Origin of the sequence: Streptomyces katrae, from assembly GCF_002028425.1 — a bacterium.
Taxonomy (GTDB): Bacteria; Actinomycetota; Actinomycetes; order Streptomycetales; family Streptomycetaceae; genus Streptomyces; species Streptomyces katrae_A.
Map to the genome: position 1 here is coordinate 1795705 of NZ_CP020042.1, position 24194 is coordinate 1819898.

Annotated in this window: 19 protein-coding genes; 12 read left to right on the forward strand and 7 right to left on the reverse strand. The window is 72.6% G+C overall.

Annotated elements, in window-relative coordinates:
- Positions 1-210: 210 nt before the first annotated feature.
- Positions 211-600 (reverse strand): GntR family transcriptional regulator, encoded by a 390-nt coding sequence (locus B4U46_RS08205; RefSeq protein WP_237292732.1) that lies wholly within the window; start codon positions 598-600, stop codon positions 211-213.
- 55 nt (positions 601-655) lie between these two features.
- On the opposite strand from B4U46_RS08205, the gene B4U46_RS08210 reads away from it, so the two are divergent.
- The 3 genes from B4U46_RS08210 (at position 656) to B4U46_RS08220 (ending at position 3359) form a co-directional block, all read left to right on the forward strand.
- Positions 656-1612, forward strand: a complete 957-nt coding sequence (locus B4U46_RS08210; RefSeq protein ID WP_079425415.1) for a GNAT family N-acetyltransferase — start codon at positions 656-658, stop codon at positions 1610-1612.
- Positions 1609-2091 (forward strand): DUF402 domain-containing protein, encoded by a 483-nt coding sequence (locus B4U46_RS08215; RefSeq protein ID WP_079425417.1) that lies wholly within the window; start codon positions 1609-1611, stop codon positions 2089-2091. The genes B4U46_RS08210 and B4U46_RS08215 overlap by 4 nt, the downstream gene beginning before the upstream one ends.
- 215 nt (positions 2092-2306) lie before the next feature.
- The gene (locus B4U46_RS08220; protein ID WP_079425418.1) at positions 2307-3359 is read left to right on the forward strand and encodes a lytic polysaccharide monooxygenase auxiliary activity family 9 protein; all 1053 of its coding nucleotides are present in this window, start codon (positions 2307-2309) and stop codon (positions 3357-3359) included.
- Positions 3360-3362: 3 nt separating this feature from the next.
- Here the strand turns inward: B4U46_RS08220 and B4U46_RS08225 are convergent, their stop codons facing one another.
- The gene (locus B4U46_RS08225) at positions 3363-4223 is read right to left on the reverse strand and encodes an esterase/lipase family protein (protein WP_079425420.1); all 861 of its coding nucleotides are present in this window, start codon (positions 4221-4223) and stop codon (positions 3363-3365) included.
- Between the two features lie 170 nt (positions 4224-4393).
- Here B4U46_RS08225 and B4U46_RS08230 point away from each other — a divergent pair, with 170 nt between their 5' ends.
- Entirely contained in the window at positions 4394-5551 is a 1158-nt protein-coding gene (locus B4U46_RS08230; RefSeq protein ID WP_079425422.1) for an acyl-CoA dehydrogenase family protein, read from the forward strand.
- A gap of 198 nt (positions 5552-5749) precedes the next feature.
- Here B4U46_RS08230 and B4U46_RS08235 read toward each other — a convergent pair whose 3' ends face one another.
- Positions 5750-6781: a DNA polymerase Y family protein gene (locus B4U46_RS08235; RefSeq protein ID WP_107438238.1), complete on the reverse strand. Its 1032-nt coding sequence runs from the start codon at positions 6779-6781 to the stop codon at positions 5750-5752.
- Entirely contained in the window at positions 6778-10380 is a 3603-nt protein-coding gene (locus tag B4U46_RS08240) for a DNA polymerase III subunit alpha (protein ID WP_079425424.1), read from the reverse strand. Before B4U46_RS08240 ends, B4U46_RS08235 begins: the two co-directional genes overlap by 4 nt.
- 149 nt (positions 10381-10529) lie before the next feature.
- On the opposite strand from B4U46_RS08240, the gene B4U46_RS08245 reads away from it, so the two are divergent.
- The 4 genes from B4U46_RS08245 (at position 10530) to B4U46_RS08265 (ending at position 16085) form a co-directional block, all read left to right on the forward strand.
- Positions 10530-11603 carry a DUF3533 domain-containing protein gene (locus B4U46_RS08245; protein WP_079425426.1) on the forward strand — a complete coding sequence of 358 codons (1074 nt, stop codon included), beginning with the start codon at positions 10530-10532 and terminating at the stop codon, positions 11601-11603.
- A 59-nt stretch (positions 11604-11662) separates the two neighbouring features.
- A complete protein-coding gene (locus B4U46_RS08250; RefSeq protein WP_079431622.1) occupies positions 11663-12907 on the forward strand; it encodes an IS701 family transposase in 1245 nt (414 codons plus the stop codon).
- A 788-nt stretch (positions 12908-13695) separates the two neighbouring features.
- Positions 13696-13899 carry a hypothetical protein gene (locus tag B4U46_RS08260; protein ID WP_079425429.1) on the forward strand — a complete coding sequence of 68 codons (204 nt, stop codon included), beginning with the start codon at positions 13696-13698 and terminating at the stop codon, positions 13897-13899.
- Between the two features lie 125 nt (positions 13900-14024).
- A complete protein-coding gene (locus B4U46_RS08265; RefSeq protein ID WP_159036804.1) occupies positions 14025-16085 on the forward strand; it encodes a B12-binding domain-containing radical SAM protein in 2061 nt (686 codons plus the stop codon).
- Here the strand turns inward: B4U46_RS08265 and B4U46_RS08270 are convergent.
- Positions 16067-16561 carry a retropepsin-like aspartic protease gene (locus B4U46_RS08270; protein WP_159402076.1) on the reverse strand — a complete coding sequence of 165 codons (495 nt, stop codon included), beginning with the start codon at positions 16559-16561 and terminating at the stop codon, positions 16067-16069. The genes B4U46_RS08265 and B4U46_RS08270 overlap by 19 nt on opposite strands.
- Before the next feature lie 1115 nt (positions 16562-17676).
- Positions 17677-18921, reverse strand: coding sequence for an IS701 family transposase (locus B4U46_RS08275; protein ID WP_079431622.1), 1245 nt, complete (start codon positions 18919-18921; stop codon positions 17677-17679).
- A gap of 167 nt (positions 18922-19088) precedes the next feature.
- Between B4U46_RS08275 and B4U46_RS08280 the strand changes: the two genes are divergently transcribed.
- Positions 19089-19991, forward strand: a complete 903-nt coding sequence (locus B4U46_RS08280) for an alpha/beta fold hydrolase (protein WP_079425435.1) — start codon at positions 19089-19091, stop codon at positions 19989-19991.
- A gap of 4 nt (positions 19992-19995) precedes the next feature.
- Here B4U46_RS08280 and B4U46_RS08285 read toward each other — a convergent pair whose 3' ends face one another.
- Positions 19996-20574, reverse strand: a complete 579-nt coding sequence (locus B4U46_RS08285) for an NADPH-dependent FMN reductase (RefSeq protein ID WP_079425437.1) — start codon at positions 20572-20574, stop codon at positions 19996-19998.
- 243 nt (positions 20575-20817) lie between these two features.
- Here B4U46_RS08285 and B4U46_RS36375 point away from each other — a divergent pair, with 243 nt between their 5' ends.
- From B4U46_RS36375 to B4U46_RS08295, 3 genes are read left to right on the forward strand one after another with little or no spacing between them, the layout of a single operon-like run.
- Complete coding sequence (locus B4U46_RS36375; RefSeq protein WP_100863911.1) at positions 20818-20982, forward strand: FXSXX-COOH protein; 165 nt, start codon at positions 20818-20820, stop codon at positions 20980-20982.
- A gap of 29 nt (positions 20983-21011) precedes the next feature.
- On the forward strand, positions 21012-23270 hold the full coding sequence (gene fxsBH, locus B4U46_RS08290; protein WP_185117258.1) for a radical SAM/SPASM protein FxsBH, inactivated beta-hydroxylase extension form: 2259 nt from the start codon (positions 21012-21014) through the stop codon (positions 23268-23270).
- Positions 23267-24160, forward strand: a complete 894-nt coding sequence (locus B4U46_RS08295) for an aminoglycoside N(3)-acetyltransferase (protein ID WP_079425439.1) — start codon at positions 23267-23269, stop codon at positions 24158-24160. Before fxsBH ends, B4U46_RS08295 begins: the two co-directional genes overlap by 4 nt.
- The last annotated feature ends 34 nt before the right edge of the window (positions 24161-24194 follow it).

Sequence of the window (24194 nt, forward strand, 5' to 3'; positions counted from 1 at the left end):
TCCGGCCGTCGGCTGCCGACCGTTGCCGCTGCGCGGAGCCGGGGTCCCCTACCCTCCCCCGGACTCCGTCCGGGGGGACCCCCACTTCGCCCGTTCCCCGGGGCAAGCCCCGGACCCCGTAAGGGCGCTGCGCGCCCGTCGCCTCAAACGCCGGCGGGGCTGCATACGCGGGAGGCGGCTCCGGGCCGCGGGAGCGGTGGGCCGGTGGGGCTACTTGGCCGCGTAGCGGGCCCGGAGGGCGGCGGTGGCGGCCGACAGGGCCTCAGCCTCCGTGAGGCCCAGGCGGTGCGCGCGGTCCGCGTACGACTGCGCGGCGAGGGCGGCCTCCCGTGAGGAACCCTCGCCCGCCGCGACGAACGTCCCGTTCCGCCCCCGCGTCTCGATCACCCCGTCCCCCTCCAGCGCCCGGTACGCCTTCGCGACGGTGTTCGCGGCCAGCCCCAGTTCCTCCGCCAGCCCGCGCACCGTCGGCAGTTTGAAGCCCGCCGGGAGCCGGCCCGACCGGGCCTGGTCGGCGATCTGTGCACGCAGCTGTTCGTACGGGGCCGCCGAGCCGGCCGCGCCGTCGATCCTGAGCCTGAGGGGGTTGGTCGAGGTCACGGGGCGATTGTAATTCGCAGGCGCCGGTGGCGGATCCGCCCGTAACGTCGTCCGCATGACCCTCCACGCCGTGCACGTGCGCGACCTGCGCCCCGACGACCCCGCCGACGCCGAGGCCGTCGTACGGGTGCGCCGCGCCGCCCGGCCCTTCATGATCACCACCCCCGACGGCGTGGCCTTCGCGCTCGGCTCCGCGCACCCCGACGCCCGCTTCCGCCTCCTGGTCGCCGAGACCGCGGACGGCCGTGTCGTCGGCACCGCCCAGGTGGGACTTGCCCACGACAGCCCCGAGCCGGGCCAGTCGTACGTCAACGCCTACGTCGACCCCGCCCACCGGTCCCGCGGCGCCGGCACCGCCCTGCTGCGGACGGCGGAGGAACACCTCGCCGCGCAGGGGGCCGTGGACGCGTACGCCTGGGTGCTCGACGAGCCCGCGAACCGGGCGTTCGCCGAGCGGCACGGTTACCGCCCCAGCCGCTCCGCGCACTTCCTGCGCCTGGACCTCGCGGGAGCCGCCCTGCCGCCGCTCCCCCGCGAGCTGCCCGACGGGGTGGAACTGCGCCCGGCGTCCGCCTTCGCCGCCGACCCGCGTCCGCTGTTCGAGGCCGACGCCGAGGCCACGGCCGACGAGCCGGGCGACGTCCCGGCCTCGCTCGACGACTACCAGGGCTGGCTCGACGCCGTCTGGTCCGACCCGACCCTCGACCACGGGCTGACCTCGGTGGTCCTCGTCGACGGGGAGGTGGCCGCCTTCTCGGCCGCCCGGACCGACGGCCGCACCCGCTACGGCTCGGCGATGACCGGCACCCGGCGCGCCTTCCGCGGCCGCGGCCTGGCCAAGCTCGCCAAGACGGACTCGCTCCACCGGGCCCGCGCGGCCGGCTACACAGAGGCCTTCACCGGCAACGACGCCGGGAACGAGCCGATGCTCGCCATCAACGCGCGGTTCGGATACCGGATCTGCGCGACGGAGACCCGTTTCACGAAGAAGCTCGGAGGACCGGCGCTGTGAGCACCACCTGGACCATCACCCTCACCAAGGCCGGCCGGACCAAGATCGCCTATCCGGCGGCGCAGCTGTCCGACGACGGGGACCGGATCTCGGTGCGGGCCCCCTGGGCGGCCGACGGCGTACGCGACTTCGGGTTCGTCCGCTTCGAGCCCGGCGACGTGTTCGTCGAGCACTTCTGGCGGACGCGCTGGTACGCCGTCAAGGAGGTCTGGAGCGGGGAGGGCGCCTTGAAGGGCTGGTACTGCGACGTCACCCGCCCGGCCGTGGTCCGCGACGGGGGGATCCTCGTGGAGGACCTGGACCTGGACCTGTGGGTGTCGGCGGACGGGAAGACCGTCCTGCGGCTGGACGAGGACGAGTTCGCGCAGAGCGGGCTGGCCGCGCGCGACCCCGAGGCGGCGGCCCGGGCCGTACGGGCGCTGGACACGCTGGAGGAGCAGGCCCGGTCCCGGGACGGGCTGACCGCGCTGCTGCGGTAGCCGCGGAGGCCTTCCTGTGGGGGCGCTTAGGGGTTCCTTAACGGGACCCTAAGGATCCTCTCCGGGGGCTCGAAGGCGGCCGCACGGGGTGTCGCGCGGGCTAGCTTGGCCGGGCCAGGGAGGCCGCGGGCGGCGCCGGACCATACGGGGGGCGGCGCCGCGGCGGCCGGTTCCGCTGGTGCACCCCTGCCCCCGCGCCCGAAGGAGATCCGCCCATGCGCGCACGCCGCCGCACCGCCGCCCGTATCGCCGCCGCCGGCCTGGCCCCGCTCGCGGTGGCCGCGTACGCGGCCGTTCCGGCGGCCGCCCACGGGTCGATGACGGACCCGGTCAGCCGGGTGGCGGCGTGCTACGCGGAAGGGCCGGAGGCGCCGAAGTCGGCGGCCTGCAGGGCGGCCGTCGCCGCGAGCGGCCCGCAGGCCTTCTACGACTGGAACGCGGTGAACATCGCGAACGCCGCCGGGAAGAGCCGGTCGCTGATCCCCGACGGGCAGCTGTGCTCGGCGGGCAACCCCAAGTACAAGGGGCTGGACCTGGCCCGCACCGACTGGCCGGCCACCCCCATGACGGCCGGGGCGCACACCTTCCGCTACAAGGGGACCGCCCCGCACAGGGGTTCGTTCGAGCTGTACGTGACGAAGGACGGCTACGACCCGTCGAAGCCGCTGAAGTGGTCCGACCTCGAAGCCGCGCCCTTCGCGAAGGCCACCGACCCGGCCATGCAGAACGGCGACTACGTGTTCGGCGGGGTCGTGCCGAAGAAGAGCGGCCGGCACCTCATCTTCAGCGTCTGGCAGCGGTCGGACAGCCCCGAGGCCTTCTACACCTGCTCGGACGTGGTCTTCGGCAAGGACGGCGGGAACGGGGCGGGCAGCGGCAGCGGCACCGGGGCCACGCCGGCCACGGGCGGGGCGGGCGCGTCCGCGCAGCCCTCGCGGCCCGCTCCCGTCGAGCCGCCCAAGGCACCGACGGACCGGCAGATCTCCGACGGCGCCGGCAAGTCCACCGTGGAGCACGGCGGCCACGGCGACGACGACCCGGAGACCAACGGCCGGGCGGCCGCCTCCCCGGCCGCGGCCGCGCCGGTCTCCGCCCCGTCCCCCTCTCCCCTCGGCGGCAAGGAGGGCAAGAACCTCGCGGAGACCGGCGGGAACGGCGCCACCCCGGCGCTCGCCCTCGCGGGTGCCGGGGTGGTGGCCGTGGGTGCGGCCGTGCTGTTCGCCGTGGCCCGCCGCCGCGCTACCGGGGCGCGCCGGAGCGTGCGGTAGGGGTCAGTCGAAGACCGAGGCGCACGTGGTCCGTTCCGCGTGCGCCGGGTCGAGGGCGTTGGCCGCCTCGTGCCAGGCGATCCGGTCGGTCAGGCCGATGGCCACGTGCTCCGAGAGGTCCAGGGCGCACAGGTCCTGCAGGACCACGTTGCGGACGCCCGGCCCGTCGAGGAAGGCGCTCCGGTACGGGGTGACCACCTCGTCGTACTTGGTCGCGATCACCGTGTAGGCCACCCCGGGGACGGTGTCCCCGCCCGCGTTCAGCTTCTGCTGGAAGGCGGACCCGGCGATCTGGTCGGCCAGGCCCGGGGTGGCGGTGCTGATCAGGTCGGCCGCCCCGGGGAAGTACGGGAGCAGCTGGGTGAGTCCGGACAGGGTGGTGCCGTGGTTGTCGGGGGCGAGACCGACGAGGGCGTTGACCTTGGCGGCGCCGCCCAGGAACTTCAGGTAGTAGCGCGGCATCATGCCGCCCTGGGAGTGGCCGACGAGGTCGGCCTTGGCGGCGCCGGTGGAGGCCAGCACCCTGTCGACGAAGGCGTCGAGCTGGCCGGCCGACTTGTCGATGGGGCCGAGCCCGTTGAAGAGGGGCACGCCGGGCAGCTGGCCGTAGTCGAGGGAGTAGACGCAGTAGCCGCGGTGGACCAGGTAGGGGGCGAACCCGAGCCAGTTGTCGACGGAGTTGCCGAAGGTGCCGTGGACGAGGACGACCGGGCGGGGATGTTCGGCCGAGGGCTTGCAGGACCAGTTGTTCCAGCCGCTGCTGGGTGCGGACGCCGCCTGCGCTGCGCCGGTGGGGGCGACGAGCGCGGCGGCGGCCAGGGTGAGGACGGCCAACGGGCGGAGCAGGCGTCTCCAGGGCAGCATCGTGTGATCTCCTTGCGGGTCAAGGGGAATGGTGTGGGGGTTCCGTCCCGTGATCCGGATCACATGGGGGGAGCTGCTGCCGCTAAATTACGGGCGAGTAGCAAGACTTGGAAGTTACGCGGCGGTAAAAACTCGCGTGTCCAGCGTGCCTCCAGTACCGCGCGGGAAGGATGGACGCCCTGGACCACCCCCACCCCGAGGTGAGCGCCGCCATGCACGAGGCCCCTGGAACCGGTACCGCCCTGGCCACCCCGCCCGCGCTGGCGGCCGACCCGCTGGTCGCCGCCGTCACGGAGGCCGCCGTACGGGTCCTGCGGCCCGGGGCGGAGCGGACGGCGGCCGAGGGGGTGCCGCGCACGCACCTGGACGCGCTCGCCGCGTGCGGGGCGTACGGGCTGATCGGATACGAACCGGAGCCGCTTTCCGGCCTCACGTCCCGTCAGGTGGTCCGGGAGGTCCACGAGGTGCTGGCGGCGGTGGACCCGTCGACCTGGTTCGTGTGGACCCAGCACGTCCCGCTGGCCAGGGCCCTCGTCCAGGCCTCCGGCCCGGCGGGCACCGCCCTGCGCGAGAGCTGGCTGCCGGCCCTCGTGCGGGGGGAGCGGCGCCCGACGGCGGGCTACGCCTTCCTGCGCCGTCCGCGCCCGCCCGTCACGGCGGTGCGGGAGGCGGGCGGGTGGCGGCTGGCCGGGCGGATGCCGTGGGTGACGGGCTGGGGGGTCGCCGACTCCCTGTACGCCGGCGCCGTCACCGGCTGCGACGAGGCGGTCCTCGCCCTGGTCGACTGTGCCCCCGGCACCGGGGTGGAGGGGCTGAGCGCCGTCGAGGAGGCCCCGTTGTGGGCGATGGGCGGGACGCACACGGCCTCCGTCGAGCTGCGCGGGGTCCTCGTCCCCGACTCCCGGGTGCTCGGGGTGGTACCCCGGGCGGAGTGGATCCGGGCCTACGACCTGGAGAACGCCGACGCCCAGCCGGCCGTCTTCGGCCAGCTGCGCGCCACGGCGGACTTCCTGCTCCGCTCGGGCCCGTACGAGGAACTCGGCCTGCGCCTGGCCGAGAAGACCGCCCGGCTGCGCGCCGAGGCCTACGCCCTGCGCGACGAACTCCCGGCCGGCGAGGGGACCGGGGCCCGGCTGTCCCTGCGGGCCGCCGCCCTGGACCTGGCCGTGCGGTCGGCGGCGGCCTGCGTGGCGGTGGCCGGGGGCCGGGCCATCCAGTACGGGCACACCGCGGGCCGGCTCTCCCGCGAGGCCCAGTTCCACCTGATCCAGGCCCAGACCACCCCCCTTCGCACGGAAACGGCCCGGCTGATGCTGGGCGACCTCTGACCTCCGGTCCGGCCCCGGCCCAGGGTCCGGCCCACGGCCCCGCCGGGGCCTGGCCGAAGTCGGCACGGGCGAGTGAGCCGAAGGGGCGCGCCGTGCTCCCAGGCCCGAGCGCGCGGAGGAAACCGTGAGGACGAGCGGTTTTCGAGCACGGTCGGGCCTGGGAGCACGGCTGCAAGTGCCCCGGAGGCGAACCGAGCCCTAGAGAAGGAGCGCAGCCGGACGGACCGTGCCCGGGCCGAAGCGGGCGTTGGCGCGGTCGATGGCGGCTTCCACCGTGAGGCGGGCCTCGCGGACCGGGTCCAGGGAGAGCTGCCGGGTCACGCCCTCCGCCGCCGTGAGGTCCTCGGCGCGCAGCACCATGCCGGTCAGCCGGGCCCGTTGCAGGCCCGCCGCGTCCATCAGGCGGTACGCGAGGGTGCGCAGGTCCTCGTCGTGGGCGGAGGGCTCCGCCAGCCGGCGGGAGCGTTCCCACCGGGTGCCGCCCGCGAACTGCAGGGTCAGGCACAGGGACCGGGCGGCCTGGCGGCGGCCGCGCAGCTGTGCGCCGAGCCGGACCACCAGGCCGAGCAGGGCGGCGCGGGCGTGCGGGCCGTCCAGTTCCTGGCGGGCGAAGCCGGTCCGGACGGCGGCGGAGGAGGGCAGGCCGCGCGGGGTGACCGGGCGCGGGTCGATCCCGCGGGCGCGCTCCGCGACGAGCCGCCCGGCCCGTTTGCCGAGGATCCGTTCCAGGACCCCGGGCGGGACCTGGGTGAGCGCCCCGACGGTGTGCAGCCCGAACCCGCGCAGCGCCTCGGCCTGGCGGGAGCCGAGCCCGTACAGGGACTCCACCGGCAGGGGTGCGAGGAAGCCGGGCACCCGCTCCCCGGGCACGGCGAGGACCCCGCCGGGTCCGTCGATCCGGGCGGAGGCCATGGCCGCCACCGCCCAGGTGTCGGCGACGCCGATCCGTACGTCCGTCCCCAGCCGGGCCACCGCCCGCAGCCGGACCACCTCGGCGATGCGGGCGGCGTCGGCGCCGAAGTACCGCCGGGCGCCGCGCACCTGGACCAGCGCGGCGCGCGGCGGCAGGGCCTGGACCAGCGGGGAGAACTCGCGCAGCAGCTCCAGCACCTCGCGGTAGCCCTCCCCTGCCACGGCGGGGCCACAGCGGACGTGCAGCAGCCCGGGCCCGCCGGGGTCGGGGACGGGAGCGGGGACGGGGGCGGCCGTCGGGACCGGTGCCGTCGTCATCCCGCGCTCCCCGGGCTGGAGTGCCACAGCTTGCGGCCCGTCGCGGCGCGTTCGCCGGGCGGCTGGAGGTCGGCCCACGGGTTCATCTCGTAGCCGGTCGCCAGGTGGATGCGCCGGCCGCTGTCCCCGGGGCCCTCGGGCAGCGGCTGCGCCAGCCGTGCCGTGACCGCTTCCAGGCCCTCGTCCTCGCGCAGCCGGACCAGTTCCGCGAGGTCCCAGGCGGCCGCCCCGACCACGCTCAGGCTCTGCGGCCCGCGGCGCTGCACGACGCCCCGCACCAGCAGCAGGAAGGAGTGGAAGACGGTGTGCGCGCAGGCCTCCTGGCTGTCGTCGAAGAAGGCCAGGTCGACCAGGCCGGTGCCGTCGTCCAGGGTGGTGAAGACGACCCGTCTGCCGGAGCGGATCGGCGGGGTCTGGGTGGCCGCCTTGGCGCCCGCGACGAGCACGGTCCGCCCGTGCGCGGTCTCGCGCAGGCGGCGCGCCGGGACCACGCCCAGTTCGGCGAGGAAGGCGTGGTGGCCGTCCATCAGGTGGCGGGAGGCGTCCATGCCGAGGACGCCGAGCTCGGTGCTGAGCCGCTCGGCCTCGGTCAGGTCGGGCAGGCCGACGGGGGCGGTGGACCGGCCGCCGCCCAGGGGCAGTTGTGCCCCGTCCTTCATCCCGGCGGCGCGCTGGGCGCCGTGCAGTTCCGTCAAGTGCAGGAGCAGGTCGCGGCGGTTGGCCCCGAAGGCGTCCAACGCGCCGACCTGCGCGAGCCGTTCGGCCACCGGGCGGCCGGGGTGGGCGCGGTCCCAGAAGTCGCGCAGGGAGGCGTACGGCTGTCCGGTCTCGATGCGCAGGGCCTCGGCCTCGCTGATGCCGTGGACGTCGGACAGGGCGAGCCGCAGCCCCCAGCGCCCGGGCCCCCGACGGCCCGACCCGTCGGACACCAGTTCGATGCGGTGGGTGACCGCCGAGTGGTTCACGTCCAGCGGCAGCACCGGCACGCCCCTGCGCCGGGCGTCCGCCAGCAGCAGCCGCTTGGGGTACATGCCGGGGTCGTGGGTGAGCAGCCCGGCGTAGAAGGCGGCCGGGTGGTGGGCCTTGAGCCAGGCCGACTGGTACGTGGGCACGGCGAAGGCCACCGCGTGCGCCTTGCAGAACCCGTAGCTGCCGAAGGCCTCGACGATCTCCCAGGTCCGGGCGACCGCCTCCGCCGGGTAGCCGCGCCCGGCCGCCGTCGCCGCGAACCAGGCCTTGATCCGGCCCTGGGACTGCGGGTCGGAGAGCCCGCGCCGCACCCGGTCGGCCTCGTCGCGGCCGCAGCCGGTCATGACGTGCACGATCTCGATGATCTGCTCGTGGAAGACCACCACTCCGTAGGTCTCGCGCAGTGCGTCGGCGAGGTCCGGGTGCGGGAAGCGGACGGGGGCGCGTCCGTGCCGTGCCTCGATGAAGGGGCGCACCATGTCGGCGGCGACCGGCCCGGGCCGGAAGAGGGAGATGTCGACGACCAGGTCGTGGAAGACGGCCGGCTGGAGCCGTCCGACCAGGTCGCGCTGGCCGGGGGACTCGATCTGGAAGCAGCCCAGCGTCTCGGCGGAGCGGATCAGCCCGTACGTCGCCGGGTCGTCCGGCGGCACCTGCGCGGGGTCGTCCAGGTCGAGCTCCTCCCCCGTGGCGCGCCGCAGTTCCGCGACGGCGTGGGCCATCGCGGACTGCATCCGCACGCCCAGCACGTCGAGTTTGAGCAGGCCGAGGTCCTCCACGTCCTCCTTGTCGAACTGGGACATGGGGAAGGGGGCACCTCCCTGGCCCGCAGGGCCGAGGGGGACCTCGCCGCTGGTGGGGACCACGGGCGTGCGCGCCAGGAGGGTGGCGTCGGAGAGCAGGACCCCGCAGGGGTGCATGGCGGTGCCGCGCGGCAGGGCGTCCAGGGCTTCGACGAGGTCCCACAGCCGGGCGTGCTCCTCCCCCTGTACGTCCTCGCGCACGCCGCGCAGCTCGGGCAGTTCGGCCAGGGCCGCGCGGGCGTCGCGGGCCCGGATGTGCGGGAAGGCCTTGGCGAGCCGGTCGACGGCGGCCGGGTCCATGGACAGTGCGGCACCGACGTCGCGGATGGCGTGGCGGACCCGGTAGGTCTCGGGCATGGCGACGGCGGCGACGCGTTCGGCGCCGAAGCGGGTGAGGATCCGGCGGTAGACCTCCAGGCGGCGGGCGGATTCCACGTCGATGTCGATGTCGGGCAGGACGCGGCGGCGCCGGGACAGGAAGCGCTCCATGAGCAGGCCGTTGGCGACGGGGTCGGCGTGCGCGATGCCGAGGAGGTGGTTGACGAGGGAGCCGGCGCCGGAGCCGCGGGCGGCCACCCGGATGCCCATCTCCCGTACGTCGTCCACGACCTGGGCGACCGTCAGGAAGTACGAGGCGTAGCCGTGGAAGGCGATGACGTCGAGCTCCTCGTGCATCCGGTCCCAGTAGGCGCGCTCGCCCGCGTAGCCGCGCAGCACCATGCCGGCACAGGCGCGGGAGGTGAGGACCCGCTGGGCGGTGCGGTGGGCGGCGCCGACGAGGCGGGGCTCGGGGAAGTGGACGGAGCCGAGGCCGAGGTCGTCCTCGGGGTCCACGGCGCAGGCCTCGGCGGTCTCACGGGTGCGGGCGAGGAGCCGGCGGGCGTCGGCGGGGCGCAGCCCGGCCGCCTGCGCGATCCGGTCGGCGGCGGCGGCCATGGCGGCGGAGTCCTTCAGCCAGCGCTCGCCGCTGTCGAGGGGGCCTCGGGGGTCGACGGGGACGAGCCGGCGGGCGGCGTCGAGGACGTCGGCGACGGGCCCCTGGCCGGCGTCGGCGTAGCGGACGGCGTTGGTCAGCACGGCCGGGACGCCCTGTTCGGCGGCGAAGCCGACGGTACGGGCGGCCAGGCGCAGCGAGCCGGGGCCGGTGCCGGGGCGGCCGTGGTGGACGGCCTCCAGGCGCAGGGCGTCGCCGTAGCGCTCCCGCCAGGGCGCGAGCAGCCGCGCGGCCCGGTCGGGGCGCCCGGCGGCCAGTGCCCGCCCCACCTCGGACCCGGGCCCGAGCAGCACGAACACCCCGCCGCCGCCCAGCGCCTCCCAGGGCACCCGGGCCTGCCCGGAGCCTCCGGCGGGGTGCCCGGCCCAGCCGGTCCCGTCGACGGCGGCGAGCCCGGCTCCGGCCGGGGCGGGGGCGTGTGCGGTGGTGACCAGGCGGCACAGTTCCGCCCAGCCGGCGGCCCCGTCGCGGGCCAGGAAGAGCGCGCGCGGGGCGGACTCGTCCACGAAGGCGCCGCCCCTGACGGGCACGCGCCGGCGGTACGAGGCCTCGGCCCCGCCCGCCCGGCCGCCCGCACCGGCACCGGCGGGCAGGCCGGACCCGGCGAGCGGGCCCGCAGGGGACACGGCCAGGTCCACCCCGAACAGCGGCCGGATCCCGGCCGTCGCGGCGGCCTTCGCGAAGCGGACCGCGCCCGCGAGGGTGTCGCGGTCGGTCAGGGCGAGGGCGTCCATGCCCCGCTCGGCGGCGCGTTCCGCCAGCCGCTGCGGGTGCGAGGCGCCGTAGCGCACGGAGAACCCCGAAACGGTGTGCAGATGCGTGAACCCGGGCACCCGCGGCCCTCCTGCTTCCCTCGTCCTTCTTGCCTCCCCCTTCTCCCTCCACCATAGAGCAATTCGAATACCCGTGCGAAACACTTGTTCGATCACCCATTCGGCCCGCCCCTGCTGCGCCCGGTCCCCGGCGCGCGGAGCGTGGGGACATGACCCAGCCCACCCCCCGCACCGACACCGACGCGGCCGCCTCCGGAGGGTTCCTCGCCGAGATCAAGGACGCCGTGACCACCCGGGCCGCCGTGCTGGTCCTGGGGGTGCTGGCCCTCCAGCTCGCCTTCATCACCTCGTACATCGGGGCCTTCCACCACCCGCGGCCCCGCGAGATCCCCCTCGCGGTGGCCGCCCCCGCGCAGCCGCTCGCCGCCCGGACCGCGGAGCGGCTCGCCGCCCTGCCCGGCAAGCCGCTCGACCCGCGGGCGGTCGCGGACGAGGCGACGGCACTCGCCCGGATCCGGAACCGGGAGGCGGACGGCGCGCTGATCGTCGACCCGGCCCGCCCGGACGACCGGCTGCTGGTGGCGAGCGGCGCCGGGGCCTCCCTCTCCCAGGCCCTGGAGCAGGTCGTCGGCCTGGCCGAGAAGTCCCAGGGCCGCGAGCTGGCCGTCGTGGACGTGGCCCCCGCCGACCGGGGCGACAGCCGCGGCCTGAGCTCCTTCTACCTGGTGGTCGGCTGGTGCGTGGGCGGCTACCTGTGCGCCGCGATCCTCGCCATCAGCGCCGGCGCCCGGCCCGCGAACGTCCACCGCGCCGTCATCCGGCTCGGCGCGCTGCTGCTGTACGCGATCGCCGCCGGGCTGCTCGGCGCGGTCATCGCGGGCCCGGTGCTGGGCGCCCTGCCCGGCCCGGTCCCGGCCCTGTGGGGGCTCGGCACCCTGGTGGTCTTCGCGGTCGGCGCGCTCACCCTGGCCCTCCAGGGGCTGGCGGGGGTGGTCGGCATCGGCCTGGCGATCCTGCTGGTCGTGGTCTTCGGCAACCCCAGCGCGGGCGGCGCCTACCCGTACCCGCTGCTGCCGCCGTTCTGGCGGGCGATCGGCCCGGCCATGCCACCGGGCGCCGGCACGTACGCGGCGCGTTCCCTCGCCTACTTCCGGGGCAACGGCGCGGCCGGCCCGATGCTGGTCCTGTCCGCCTGGGCGGTGGCCGGGGCCGCCGTCACCCTGGCCTGCGCGGTCGCCCGCCGCGGCCGGCCGGGGGCCGCGGTGGGCAGCGGCCCGTCCTAATACTCCAGCAGCGGATCGTGTCCTGAGCTGGTGGTTGTCGTTGTCAGTGCATGGTGGGGATGGTGGAGGCCCAGGGGTGGGCTGCGGAGTTGGAGTCGGTGTTCGCGCGGGTGGCGGGCCGGTTCGGGCGGGCGGATCTGCGGTGGCGGATGCGGGACTACCTGCGGGGGCTGCTGGTTCCGGTGGCGCGGAAGAACGGCTGGCAGCTGGCCGAGTACGCAGGTCACCGCACCCCGGACGGGTTCCAGAGACTGCTCAACTCCAGTGTTTGGGACGCGGACGCACTCCGTGACGATGTCCGCGACTACGTCGCCGGCAAGCTCGGTCCTGGTGGTGTGCTGATCGTCGACGACACCAGGTTCGTCAAGAAGGGCAGCACCTCGGCGGGGGTGGGCCGGCAGTACACCGGGACGTCAGGGAAGATCGATAATTGCCAGATCGGGGTGTTCGCGGCCTACGCCACCAGCCGCGGACGGGCCCTGGTGGACCGGGATTTGTACCTTCCCAAGGCATGGACCGGTGACCGGGAACGCTGCAGGGCGGCGAAGATCCCCGACGAGCGGCAGTTCGCGACCAAGGGCGAGCTCGCGAAGGCCATCGTGACGAGGTGTCTTGCCGCGGGCCTGCCGGCCCAGTGGTTGACTGCGGACGAGGCATACGGCCAGGAGTGGAAGTTCCGGCGCCTGCTCGAGGAGCTCGGGGTGGGTTATGTCGTCGCAGTGCCGAAGTCGCAGCAGGTCAAGAGCCTGGCCGGGTTCTGGCGGATCGACGAGCTGATCGCCCGGGCCCCGGATGACGCCTGGCAGCGGCTCTCCTGCGGTGACGGGGCGAAAGGGCCTCGCGTCTATGACTGGGCGAGTGCACGCCTGCCGCCGATCGGCTTCTTCGACGGTGACGAGCCCACCCATCACCGCTGGGTGCTCGCCCGCCGCAGCCTCACCCAGACTGACGAGATCGCCTACTACTTCGCCTATGCGCCCGTGACCTGCACGGTTGCAGATCTTGCGAGGGTGGCCGGTGCCCGGTGGGCGATCGAGGAGTGCTTCCAGGCCGCGAAGAACGAGTGCGGCCTGGACGAGTACGAGGTCCGCCGCTATCCGGGCTGGTATCGGCACATCACCCTGGCCATGCTCGCCCACGCCTTCCTCGCCGGCCTCGCCGCGGACGAGGCGGCAAAGGGGGCCGCAGAAACGACCCCACCTGCAGCATCGTCGCTCTCACCGTGGCAGAGATCCGACGGCTCCTGGAACATCTCCTGCCCCACCACCGAACAGGCCGACCTCGTCCACGAGAACACGCACTGAACTGGTCCCACTGGCGCCGACGCCGCCAGGCCACCGCACAGCGCAGTCACTACCTGAGAAGAACCAGCTCAGGACACGATCCGCTGCTGGAGTACTAGCAGGTCAGCTAGCCCGACGCCCCCACGCGCACGGACGGTCCCAGGCCATGACCGCAGCGAAGAGATCAGGAAGCTGCCCTGGGCCGAGATCCCACTGGACCACCACACCCGCGACTGGGCTCACCACCGCGTTGAGATCTGCCGTCTCAAGGTCGCCGCGTTCCGCCACATTGACTACCCCGGCGCCCGGCAGGCGATCCAAGTCGCACGGTGGCTCCGCGACCCCTCCACCGGGAAGCAGACGATCGAGCGCGTCTACCTGATCACCAGCCTCGATGTCTTCGACGTCACCCCGGCAGAGCTCGTCGCCGGGAGGGGCCACTGGGGCATCGAGAATCTCCTGCACCACGTACGTGACCGGACCTTCCGCGAGGACGTATCCAAGGTCCGCACCGGGACCCTGCCCCGCACCATGGCCAGCCTGCACAACCTCGCCATCAGCCTCTTCGCCAGAACGGCGAGACCAACATCGCCGCCGCCGTCCGGCGCACCAGCCGCGACTACCTCCGACCGCTGTCGGCTCTCGGCCTCACGTGATCAACCCGGACAAAGTCCGATCATGCAGTGACCCTGCCCACGAATGGCCCAATGCGCTGTTGCGGGGGTACCGCCTGCTGGACTTGAAAGCCCCGTTGCCGCTGGCACATGCCAGACGGTCAGCGGTGTCCCTGCACATAGAAGGGTGCCACCATGTCCGAACAATCTGCCGGAAAGAGGCCGCAGAAAGAACAGAAGGCTGTCCTCGTACTGCCCAACCTGGGGCTCAGTGAGTCGGAAATCGAGACCCTGAAGGACAAGTTCCGCAACAACGTCATCGAATCGATGGGCGGACCCGACGCTCTGAAGAGCAAGGACGTCGTAATCGTGGTGGTGGTTGTAATCGTGGAGAAGTAAGTAGCAAGTGACCTCGTCGGCATGGCGCGGAGCCGTCGGCCCCGAACGCTGGTCGGCGAGGTCTCCGCCACCCGACTTGGAAGCGAGTGCTTCTCATGAAAACCTGTCTGATCAGCCCGCCGACCGTGACCGACTTCGAAGACCCCTCCGTCGCAGAGAGCGAAGCTATTCGCCTGATCGCCGAACACGCGCCAATCGGCGTACTGACCCTGGCATCGATTCTCGACGGAAGGGGAGAAGAACCGGACGTCGTCGACCTCAATCGCTGGTACTACGAATACCTCCGCTCCGTTGAACGGGATGAGCAGGGTCTCAGCTTCTGCGATTTCGCAGTGCATCGCCTTGAGTCGTTTTCCTCAGACGTGTTCGGCTTCAGCACCATCTGCAGCAGCTACCCGCTCACGCTGCGCATGGCGCAGCAGCTCAAGCAGCTCAAGCCGGACGCGATCATCATCCTCGGAGGGCCCCAGGCATCCGTGGTTGACGTTGCGACTCTCCGGGAGTTCGCATGCGTCGACTGCATCGTGCGGGGCGAAGCTGAGGTGACGCTGCCGAGCGTGCTCGATGCTCTGGAGGCCGGCAGCTCACTGCAGGCCATCCCAGGTGTCACCTTCAGAGAGGGTGACGAGGTGATCCGGAACGAGAACGCGCCGGTGATCAGCGATCTCGACGCTGTGCCCACGCCGGCGTTCCACCTGTACCCCCACATCAAGGAATGTCGATACATTCCTTTGGAACTGGGACGCGGCTGCCCTTTTGCCTGTGAATTCTGCTCAACAAACGACTTCTTCAGGCGTCAATTCCGCCTCAAGTCGCCCGAGCGAGTGATCAACGAAATGAGAAAAATCAAGCAGGAATATAAAATCTCCACCTTCGATCTCGTGCATGACATGTTCACCGTAGATCGCAAGCGAGTCGTTCAGTTCTGTGAAGCCCTGCTGGCATCCGGAGAGACATTCCACTGGAACTGCAGCGCGCGGACCGACTGCGTCGACGACGAGCTCATCGCACTAATGGCAAAAGCTGGCTGCAAGGGGATCTTCTTCGGGATCGAAACAGGATCGGCGCGACTCCAGAAGATCGTCAAGAAGAGAATTGACCTATCCGAAGCCACCCGCCGCATCGAGTGCACAGACCGGCACGGTATCACCACCGCCGTCTCCCTGATCACTGGTTTCCCCGAGGAGACCATGGAAGACCTGCGGGACACGGTCGCCTTCATGCTCGACGCTTTGCGTCTCGATCACGCGGCCCCACAGCTCCACCTGCTCGCCCCGCTGGCCGAAACACCCATCCACTCTCGCTACCGCGATCAGCTGGTCCTCGACGACATCTACTCGGACATGTCTTATCAGGGGTGGCGGCAAAGCCATGCGGATCGGGAGATGATTGAGCAGCATCCCGACATCTTCCCGAATTTCTACGCCGTTCCCACGCCTTGGTTGGAACGACAGTACCTCAAAGAGCTCAGGGACTTCGTTCTCAACGGAATGCAGCGCTTCCGATGGGTACTGGTGGCGCTGCACCAGCAAACCGGCAATGTCTTGCCGGTATTCGACGCCTGGCGTGCGTGGCGCCGAGATCGCCATGCGCAGGATCCGCAGCAGGATGCAGACCTCTCGACGTATTACGCCGCGCTCGAGTTCCGCTCCGACTTTCTCTGCTTCCTGGTCGAGTACTTTCTGCCTTCCCGTGACGACGACCTCTTCGCCGTGGCGGCGATGGTCCAATTCGAGACGGCCTTCGGGGAGGTGGTTCCGGATGCCGACGATGAGCCACACAATTCGTTCCCCTCCAGAGTCCTGGAGCTCACCGAGGCGATGGACCTGGAGGCGGTCCCCCGTGTCTCCACCAGCGTGCGCCTAGCTGAGTTGGGAACCGACTACAACGGACTCATTCTCTGTCTGAAGGAGAAAGGAGATCCCGCCGAGGTTCAACGAAGCTCATCGCTGATGGCGGAGCGGCGCGTTAACGACGACCGCACGGAGTTCATTCAGGTGAGTCACCTTTCCGCGCAGCTGTTGCAACTGTGCGACGGTGTGCGGACCGTGCGTGAGATCGGCGAAGCTTTCGGCAAGCTCGATCCGGAATTGGACGGCATTGCGCCTGACAAAGCCTGTGTTTTTGGACTTGAGCTCCTTCGCCAGCAGGGAGTCATCGTAGCCGCTCAACTCGTTGACGCCTGATGGCAGGACGGCCCATCGCCGTCTCGTTCAAAGACAAGGCGCCCCTTCGGGTAATCGATCGTGAGGCGGCAGTCACGGAAGGCGTTGAAGCCCACGATGCCGTCGATCCGCGTTTTCGCGGCCTTCCGCACGCGCCTCAAGCTCATTACTGCCACCGCCAGATCGTTGACGTGGAAGGAATCGACCCGCAGCGATGCGACGGTGCCGATTGCGACGGGGACCTGCCCCGTCGCGGCAACTGCCGCGCCGCCGCCAGTCGAGAAACGGCGGCCCTGTCCCCCAAGGCGTTTGGCCACCCTAGGAGACACAACCGTCATGGACGCTCCTGTGTCCAGCACGAAAGCAAACGGGCCCTCGTCATCGACCCACGCCTGCACAACCGGGAGAGGAGCCCCTTTTGCCAGCCGAAATCGCACCGTGTGCCGCTCCACGCGGCCGGCTGCAGGCTCCGACTCCGTCAGACTGCGCTTCTCCACCCGACTCATTCCTCCGTCGGTCGCCCCCGCGCCCGGGAACTGGTCGACGACGCAAGCGGGGGTCCGCTACGGCCAGCTTGCCTATCCCAGGCCCAGTGAGGCGAGTGCAGTGGTCCAGTCGGTGACGATGGCCTTTTTGCGCTTGAGCCAGGGTGATCTTGCCGCTGCAGACTGCGGTGTGCAGTTTGGTCTCCACTGGGTCTCCGGCCAGGGGCCGTGCCGCGCACGGCGAGACGCGCTACGAAGAAGCTCGCAATCCGCTACAAGGCGACCGTCCTCGTAGCAGCCATCAACGAACGGCTGTGACCACTCACACGGCTTGTTTCGGGATTCTCGATCCCGGCCTGACGGGAAGGCTCGGCGTGTTTCGGCCGCGGTCCGGCCGTCGGGCCGTTGATGTGCGATGGGAGTTGCGGCGGGCCGGCTGTGGTCTAGTGCCGCCGGCGGATGCGGGCCGGGGCTGGTGGTCCCGGGCGGTGGTGGGGGCCGCCGACCCTGAGGCGGTCCGCGCTGCGCTGCGGGGCCCGATGGGTGCTGGGGTGGCTGCGTACCGGCTGACGGAGGCCCTGGGGGAGCCGTTGCGGTGCCGCCCGAGGATGGCTGCTGCGGCGGTTGGCCACCTGGTGAAGGCCAGCCGCCTGGTTTACCTGGGCGGAGACGTCGATTGCCCCGATGTCCACCCGGACCAGGTCGCTGCCCTTGCCCGGCGCCGGGCCCTGCCGGTCCTTCTCGACTGGCACGTGCCCCACGGCCCGGATCAGGCCGCCCGCCGGCTCGGCGTGCGCCGCGTCGACTTCGATGGCTGCGTGCGGCTCGGGTTCGTCTCACCCGTGGGATCGGTGGAGATCGACTACAAGCGTCAGGGCGGCGTGACGGTCGTCCCGCTGTTCTCGGCTGAGGACGTAGCCCTGCTTCCGGTCGTGCGGCCCTGGGTGGACTGGCGGGCGGTGTACGCCGCACCTGCCGGCACCCGGCACCCGGCACCCGGCACCCGGTCCCCGCTCGCCGCTCGCCGCCCTAGTACTCCAGCAGCGGATCGTGTCCTGAGCTGGTTCTTCTCAGGTAGTGACTGCGCTGTGCGGTGGCCTGGCGGCGTCGGCGCCAGTGGGACCAGTTCAGTGCGTGTTCTCGTGGACGAGGTCGGCCTGTTCGGTGGTGGGGCAGGAGATGTTCCAGGAGCCGTCGGATCTCTGCCACGGTGAGAGCGACGATGCTGCAGGTGGGGTCGTTTCTGCGGCCCCCTTTGCCGCCTCGTCCGCGGCGAGGCCGGCGAGGAAGGCGTGGGCGAGCATGGCCAGGGTGATGTGCCGATACCAGCCCGGATAGCGGCGGACCTCGTACTCGTCCAGGCCGCACTCGTTCTTCGCGGCCTGGAAGCACTCCTCGATCGCCCACCGGGCACCGGCCACCCTCGCAAGATCTGCAACCGTGCAGGTCACGGGCGCATAGGCGAAGTAGTAGGCGATCTCGTCAGTCTGGGTGAGGCTGCGGCGGGCGAGCACCCAGCGGTGATGGGTGGGCTCGTCACCGTCGAAGAAGCCGATCGGCGGCAGGCGTGCACTCGCCCAGTCATAGACGCGAGGCCCTTTCGCCCCGTCACCGCAGGAGAGCCGCTGCCAGGCGTCATCCGGGGCCCGGGCGATCAGCTCGTCGATCCGCCAGAACCCGGCCAGGCTCTTGACCTGCTGCGACTTCGGCACTGCGACGACATAACCCACCCCGAGCTCCTCGAGCAGGCGCCGGAACTTCCACTCCTGGCCGTATGCCTCGTCCGCAGTCAACCACTGGGCCGGCAGGCCCGCGGCAAGACACCTCGTCACGATGGCCTTCGCGAGCTCGCCCTTGGTCGCGAACTGCCGCTCGTCGGGGATCTTCGCCGCCCTGCAGCGTTCCCGGTCACCGGTCCATGCCTTGGGAAGGTACAAATCCCGGTCCACCAGGGCCCGTCCGCGGCTGGTGGCGTAGGCCGCGAACACCCCGATCTGGCAATTATCGATCTTCCCTGACGTCCCGGTGTACTGCCGGCCCACCCCCGCCGAGGTGCTGCCCTTCTTGACGAACCTGGTGTCGTCGACGATCAGCACACCACCAGGACCGAGCTTGCCGGCGACGTAGTCGCGGACATCGTCACGGAGTGCGTCCGCGTCCCAAACACTGGAGTTGAGCAGTCTCTGGAACCCGTCCGGGGTGCGGTGACCTGCGTACTCGGCCAGCTGCCAGCCGTTCTTCCGCGCCACCGGAACCAGCAGCCCCCGCAGGTAGTCCCGCATCCGCCACCGCAGATCCGCCCGCCCGAACCGGCCCGCCACCCGCGCGAACACCGACTCCAACTCCGCAGCCCACCCCTGGGCCTCCACCATCCCCACCATGCACTGACAACGACAACCACCAGCTCAGGACACGATCCGCTGCTGGAGTACTAAGGGCTGTCCGAACCCTCAGGACCGGCCGTCGCGCCCTATCGCTTCGCCCTCCCCGGGAGCACAATCACCCTGACTGCTCGCGCCTGACGTGAGGGAGGGAGCGCGTGCGCGAAGAGGTGCGCACCGCTGACGGACGCGTCCTGACGGCGGAACACTGGGGCGACCCGGACGGCAAACCCGTATTCCTGCTCCACGGCATGCCCGGCAGCCGGCTCGGCCCGGCCCCCCGGGGCATGGTCCTCTACCAGCGGCGGGTGCGGCTCATCGCCTACGACCGGCCCGGCTACGGCGGCTCCGACCGCCATCCGGGGCGCACGGTGGCCGACGTGGCCCAGGACGTGGCCGCCGTCGCCGACGCCCTCGGCGTGGACACCTTCGCCGTGGCCGGCCGCTCGGGCGGCGCCCCCGGAGCCCTGGCCTGCGCCGCGCTGCTGCCGGAGCGGGTGACGCGGACGGCGGCCCTGGTCCCGATCGCGCCCCGGGACGCGGAGGACCTGGACTGGTTCGCCGGGATGGCCGCCTCGAACGTCCGGGAGTACACCACCGCCGCCGCCGACCCCGAGGAGCTCACGGCCCGGCTGATCCCGCGCGCCAGCGGTATCGCGCGGGACCCCGGGCGGCTGCTGGACGAGCTGCGCCGGGAGCTGACCGCCAGCGACCGGATGATCGTCTCGGACGCGGGCCTGCGGTCGATGCTGCTGCGCAACTACCGTGAGGGGGTGCGCACTTCGGCGTACGGGTGGATCGACGACATGCTCGCCGCCAGCAGCCCGTGGGGGTTCGACCCCGCCGACATCCGCTGCCCCGTGCTGATCTGGCACGGGGAGCTCGACGTGTTCTCCCCCGTGGGCCACGCCCGCTGGCTGGGCCGCCGCATCCCCGGCGCCACCACCACCATCGACCCGGACGCCGCGCACTTCGCGGCCCTGCGCGCGCTGCCCCACGTCCTCACCTGGCTGCTGCGCGAACTGCCCGCCCCCTCCGTGGAGGAACAGCAGCCGGCCTGAGGGCCTACGGCGTGTCCCGTGCCGCCCCGGCGAGCAGGGCCAGCACCTCGGCCAGGCGGGCGCGGACGGCGGGGTCGGTGACGGTCCCGTCGGCGCCGACCGTCCCCCGGTCCACCGGGATCCGTACGCAGGCGGCGTCGACGACGGCCGCGCCGGTGTAGCCGAGGACCGTGCGCAGCGTGGCCTCGGCGCCTCCGCCCCGGCCCGGGGCTGCCGCGTTCACCCAGGCCACGGGCTTGCCGGAGATCTCGCTGCCGCCCACCGTCCAGTCGAGGAGGTTCTTGAACGAGCCCGGCAGGGTGCCCGCGTACTCCGGGGCGCAGACCAGCAGCGCCGCCGCCCCGGCGATCGCCCCGCGCAGCGCGGCCACGGGGGCGGGCAGCGGGTCGGTGTCCTCGTCGGGGTTGAAGTGCGGGAGGTCCCCGAGGCCTTCGTAGCGCACGGCGGTCACGGACGCGGGCGCCCCGGCGGCGGACTGCGCGGCCACGGATTCGGCGGTGCGCAGCACGGCTTCGTTGACCGAGCCGGCGCGCAGGCTCCCGGAGAGGAGCAGGATGACGGGAAGTGCGGGTGACGTGGGCATCCGCCCACGCTACCGACCGGATCCGGGCACCCGCCCGGCACCCTCGGAGAACTGGATCTTGCCGTGCGGCGAACGGCCGAATACGGCACCTCGATTATTCCCCCACTCTTTCTATAGAACGCTTGACCAGGCGTCATGTCTCGGTTGCCAATGGGGTGCGGACGAGTAAAGTCCGAGCCAGACGCCGGCGGCGCGCCGGAGTCATTCCCTCCCATTCCCTACGGCCTCCCCGAGGACGGTGCCATGAACACTTCCGCCACCCCGCCGACCGGCGCGGACAAGGACCGCCGGGTCCCGCTCGACAAGATCGACGTCCGCAGTGCGCCCGTCGCCGCGGCCCTCGGCCGGGTACTGCCGTCGGAATCCGGCCGTCACGCGCAGGCACCGATCTTCAACTCTGCGCTCTGACAATGCAGTACGCGCTCTAGACTGGTGGAATGACCGGCCTGATCGCATTTCGCGAGATCGTCCTGAAGGTGCACAGCAGATGCGATCTTGCATGTGATCATTGCTATGTCTACGAACACGCTGATCAGAGCTGGCGAGCCCGGCCGAAAGTGATCTCCCCCGGGGTCATTTCCCGGACCGCGTCGCGGCTCGCCGAACATGCCCGTGACCATGCACTCCCCTCCGTCACGGTGATCTTCCACGGAGGGGAACCCCTGCTGGCGGGCCCGGACCGACTCCGCCTCGCCTGCGAGGAGTTCACCCGCGCGCTCGCCGGGACGGCTGCCCTCGACCTGCGGATCCACACCAACGGGCTTCAGCTGAGCCGCCGTTACCTGGACCTCTTCGCCGAGTACGACGTCCGGGTCGGCATCTCCCTCGACGGGGACCGCGCGGCCAACGACCGCCACCGGCGCTTCGCCGACGGCCGCTCCAGCCACCCGCTGGTCCTGGCGGCGCTCGCCCTGCTGCGCTCGGAGCCCTACCGCCACCTCTACCAGGGCCTGTTGTGCACCGTGGACGTGGCCAACGACCCGGTCGCCGTCCTGGACGCCCTGGTCGCGCTGGAGCCGCCCCGGGTGGACTTCCTGCTCCCCCACGCCACCTGGCAGACCCCGCCGCCCCGGCCCGGCGGCGCGCCGGACGCGTACGCCCGCTGGCTGCTGCGGGCCTTCGACCGCTGGGAGCAGCTGGGACGGCCGGTGCCCGTCCGGCTCTTCGAGTCCCTGCTGTCCACCCTGCGCGGCGGACCGAGCCTGACGGAGTCCCTGGGGCTGGCCCCGACCGACCTGGTCGTCGTCGAGACCGACGGGACGCTGGAGCAGGTCGACTCCCTCAAGAGCGCCTTCGAGGGGGCCGCCGCCACCGGGTTCAACGTCTTCGACCACCCCTTCGACCTGGTGGCGGCCCACCCGGGCGTGCGGGCCCGGCAGCTGGGGCTCGCGGGCGTCAGCGCCACGTGCCGGCGGTGCCCTGTCGTACGTTCGTGCGGCGGCGGGCTCTACACCCACCGCTACCGGGAGGACGGCGCCGGCGGCGCGGGCTTCGACAACCCCTCGGTCTACTGCTCCGACCTGCGGGAACTGGTGGAGGGCGTGGAGGGCCGGACGGCCGCCCGGGCGACCGCGCCGGAACTGGCCGACCCGGCCGAGCTCGCCCGTTCCCAGGAGGAGCTGACCCGCGCGCTGCTGGCCCGGCTGCACGGCGAGCTGGCCGCCGACGCGGACTGGGCGCGGGCCTGGGAGCTGCTGACCGGGGTCGAGGGGGCGGACCCGGACGCGCTGGACGCCGTACTGGGCCACCCGTTCACCCGGACCTGGGTGCTGGAGGCCCTGGACGCCGCCCGCGAGGGCCGTCTGGACGCCCCGGGCGCCGCCCGCAGGCTGGCCGCGCTGGCGGCGGCCGCCGTACTGCGCGGGGGGCTGGAGCCGGCGGCCGAGGTGGCGTACCGGGACGGCGAGGTGTACCTCCCCACGCTGGGCCTGCTGCGGCTCGGGGAGCCCGGTACGCAGGGCCGGGCCGCGCTGCACGCCACCGGCGAGGGTTACGCGGTGGTCCGGGCGGGCCGCACCGAGCACCGCTTCGGCCCGGCGGCGGGCGACGCCCGCTGGCTGCCCGTACGGACCTGGCGGCCGGGGCCGCAGCAGCAGCCGGTGGCACTGGAGGACCTGGACCCGTACCGCAACTGCTTCGCCCGCCCGCCCCGGCTGCGGCTCGGCGCCGGCGAGGCCGACGCGTGGCGGCGCCGGCTCGACGCGGCCTGGGCGCTGCTGCACCGCACCGTCCCCGAGTTCGCCCGGGCGGCCGCCGCCGGACTGAGCACCCTGACCCCCCTCGCCGGCGGCCCCCGGGCGCAGGGCTGGGGCGAGGCCGGGCGGCACGGGCCGGGCGCGCTCGGGGTGCCGTACGCGGCCGGGGTGCGGGAGACCGCGCTGGCCCTGCTGACCGGGCGGCGGCGGGCCCGGCTGCGGGCGCTGACCGAGGTGGCCGACCTGTACGCGCTGGACGGGGCCTGGCAGCACCCGTCCCCCTGGCGGACCCGGCCGGTGCCGGTGTCGCGGCTGCTGGCCGACGTGCACGAGCGGGTGGCGGTGGAAGCGTACCGGCGGGCCACGACCACCCAGGAGCCGGGCGGACTGGACCGGATCCACCGGGCCCTGGACCAGCTGGCGGAGGCGGCCGAGCTGACGGTGACCGGCAAGCGGCTGGTGGAGGAACTGCGCTGGGAACTGAAGGCGGTGGACGCATGACCTCCCCGCCGCGCATGACCTCCCCGCGGCGCGAGAACTCCCCGCCGCGCGGGAACTCCGCGCCCCGGGTGCCGCGTTCCTTATCCGAGCCCGCGCCCCCGGGCGCCCTCGCCCTGGCCGTCCAGCTGCGGCTGCTCGGCGTGCGCCCCGGACGGCGGCTGCTGGTGCACGCGGCGCTCGGCGGCACCGGTCTGCACCCGCAGACGCTGCGCGAGGCCCTGACCGGGGTGCTGGGACCCCACGGCACCCTGGTGGTCCCGGCCTTCACCGCGGAGAACTCCCTCACCTCCTCCGCCCACCTGGCCCGGATCTCCGGGCTCGACGCGGACGAGGTGGCCGCCTTCCGCGCGCGGATGCCCGCCTTCGACCCGCAGCGCACCCCGAGCCAGGGCATGGGCGCCTTCGCCGAGGCGGTCCGTACCGCGCCGGGCGCCGCCCGCAGCGGCCATCCGCAGACCTCCTTCGCCGCGCTCGGCGCGGACGCGCACCGGATCTGCGCGGAACACCGGCTGGAATGCCATCTGGGCGAGGATTCCCCGCTGGGAAAACTGTGCTGGGAGGGGGGACAGGTTCTCATGATCAATGTGGGATTCGCGTCCTGCACCGCTTTCCACCTCGCGGAGTACCGAATTCCGAAGCCCCCCTTGCGCATGTACGACTGTGTGGTGAAGGTGAACCTTCCGGGCGGACGGCGGGGGAAGGGGCACGAGGGGGAGTGGACCAGGTACGAGGACGTCGCCCTGGACGACAGTGATTTCACGGAGATCGGCCGGGCATTCCCGGATTCGCTCCTGCGCCGGGGAAAGGTGGGCGCGGCGCCCGCCGTCCTCTTCTCGATCACGGACGCGGTCGATCACGCCCAGACCTGGATGACCGAAAACAGACGCTGATTGACTGAACGAGGAGGGGATGTGACGAGGGAGC

Excerpts from the sequence above, each read along its gene's own strand:
- B4U46_RS08285 (WP_079425437.1), bottom strand. The coding sequence starts at position 20,574 with ATGCCCACGTCACCCGCACTTCCCGTCATCCTGCTCCTCTCCGGGAGC.
- B4U46_RS08275 (WP_079431622.1), bottom strand. The coding sequence starts at position 18,921 with ATGGTGGAGGCCCAGGGGTGGGCTGCGGAGTTGGAGTCGGTGTTCGCG.
- B4U46_RS08260 (WP_079425429.1), top strand. The coding sequence starts at position 13,696 with ATGTCCGAACAATCTGCCGGAAAGAGGCCGCAGAAAGAACAGAAGGCT.
- B4U46_RS08230 (WP_079425422.1), top strand. The coding sequence starts at position 4,394 with ATGGACGCCCTGGACCACCCCCACCCCGAGGTGAGCGCCGCCATGCAC.
- B4U46_RS08250 (WP_079431622.1), top strand. The coding sequence starts at position 11,663 with ATGGTGGAGGCCCAGGGGTGGGCTGCGGAGTTGGAGTCGGTGTTCGCG.
- B4U46_RS08245 (WP_079425426.1), top strand. The coding sequence starts at position 10,530 with ATGACCCAGCCCACCCCCCGCACCGACACCGACGCGGCCGCCTCCGGA.
- fxsBH (WP_185117258.1), top strand. The coding sequence starts at position 21,012 with ATGACCGGCCTGATCGCATTTCGCGAGATCGTCCTGAAGGTGCACAGC.
- B4U46_RS08225 (WP_079425420.1), bottom strand. The coding sequence starts at position 4,223 with ATGCTGCCCTGGAGACGCCTGCTCCGCCCGTTGGCCGTCCTCACCCTG.
- B4U46_RS08235 (WP_107438238.1), bottom strand. The coding sequence starts at position 6,781 with ATGACGACGGCACCGGTCCCGACGGCCGCCCCCGTCCCCGCTCCCGTC.
- B4U46_RS36375 (WP_100863911.1), top strand. The coding sequence starts at position 20,818 with ATGAACACTTCCGCCACCCCGCCGACCGGCGCGGACAAGGACCGCCGG.
- B4U46_RS08220 (WP_079425418.1), top strand. The coding sequence starts at position 2,307 with ATGCGCGCACGCCGCCGCACCGCCGCCCGTATCGCCGCCGCCGGCCTG.
- B4U46_RS08295 (WP_079425439.1), top strand. The coding sequence starts at position 23,267 with ATGACCTCCCCGCCGCGCATGACCTCCCCGCGGCGCGAGAACTCCCCG.
- B4U46_RS08210 (WP_079425415.1), top strand. The coding sequence starts at position 656 with ATGACCCTCCACGCCGTGCACGTGCGCGACCTGCGCCCCGACGACCCC.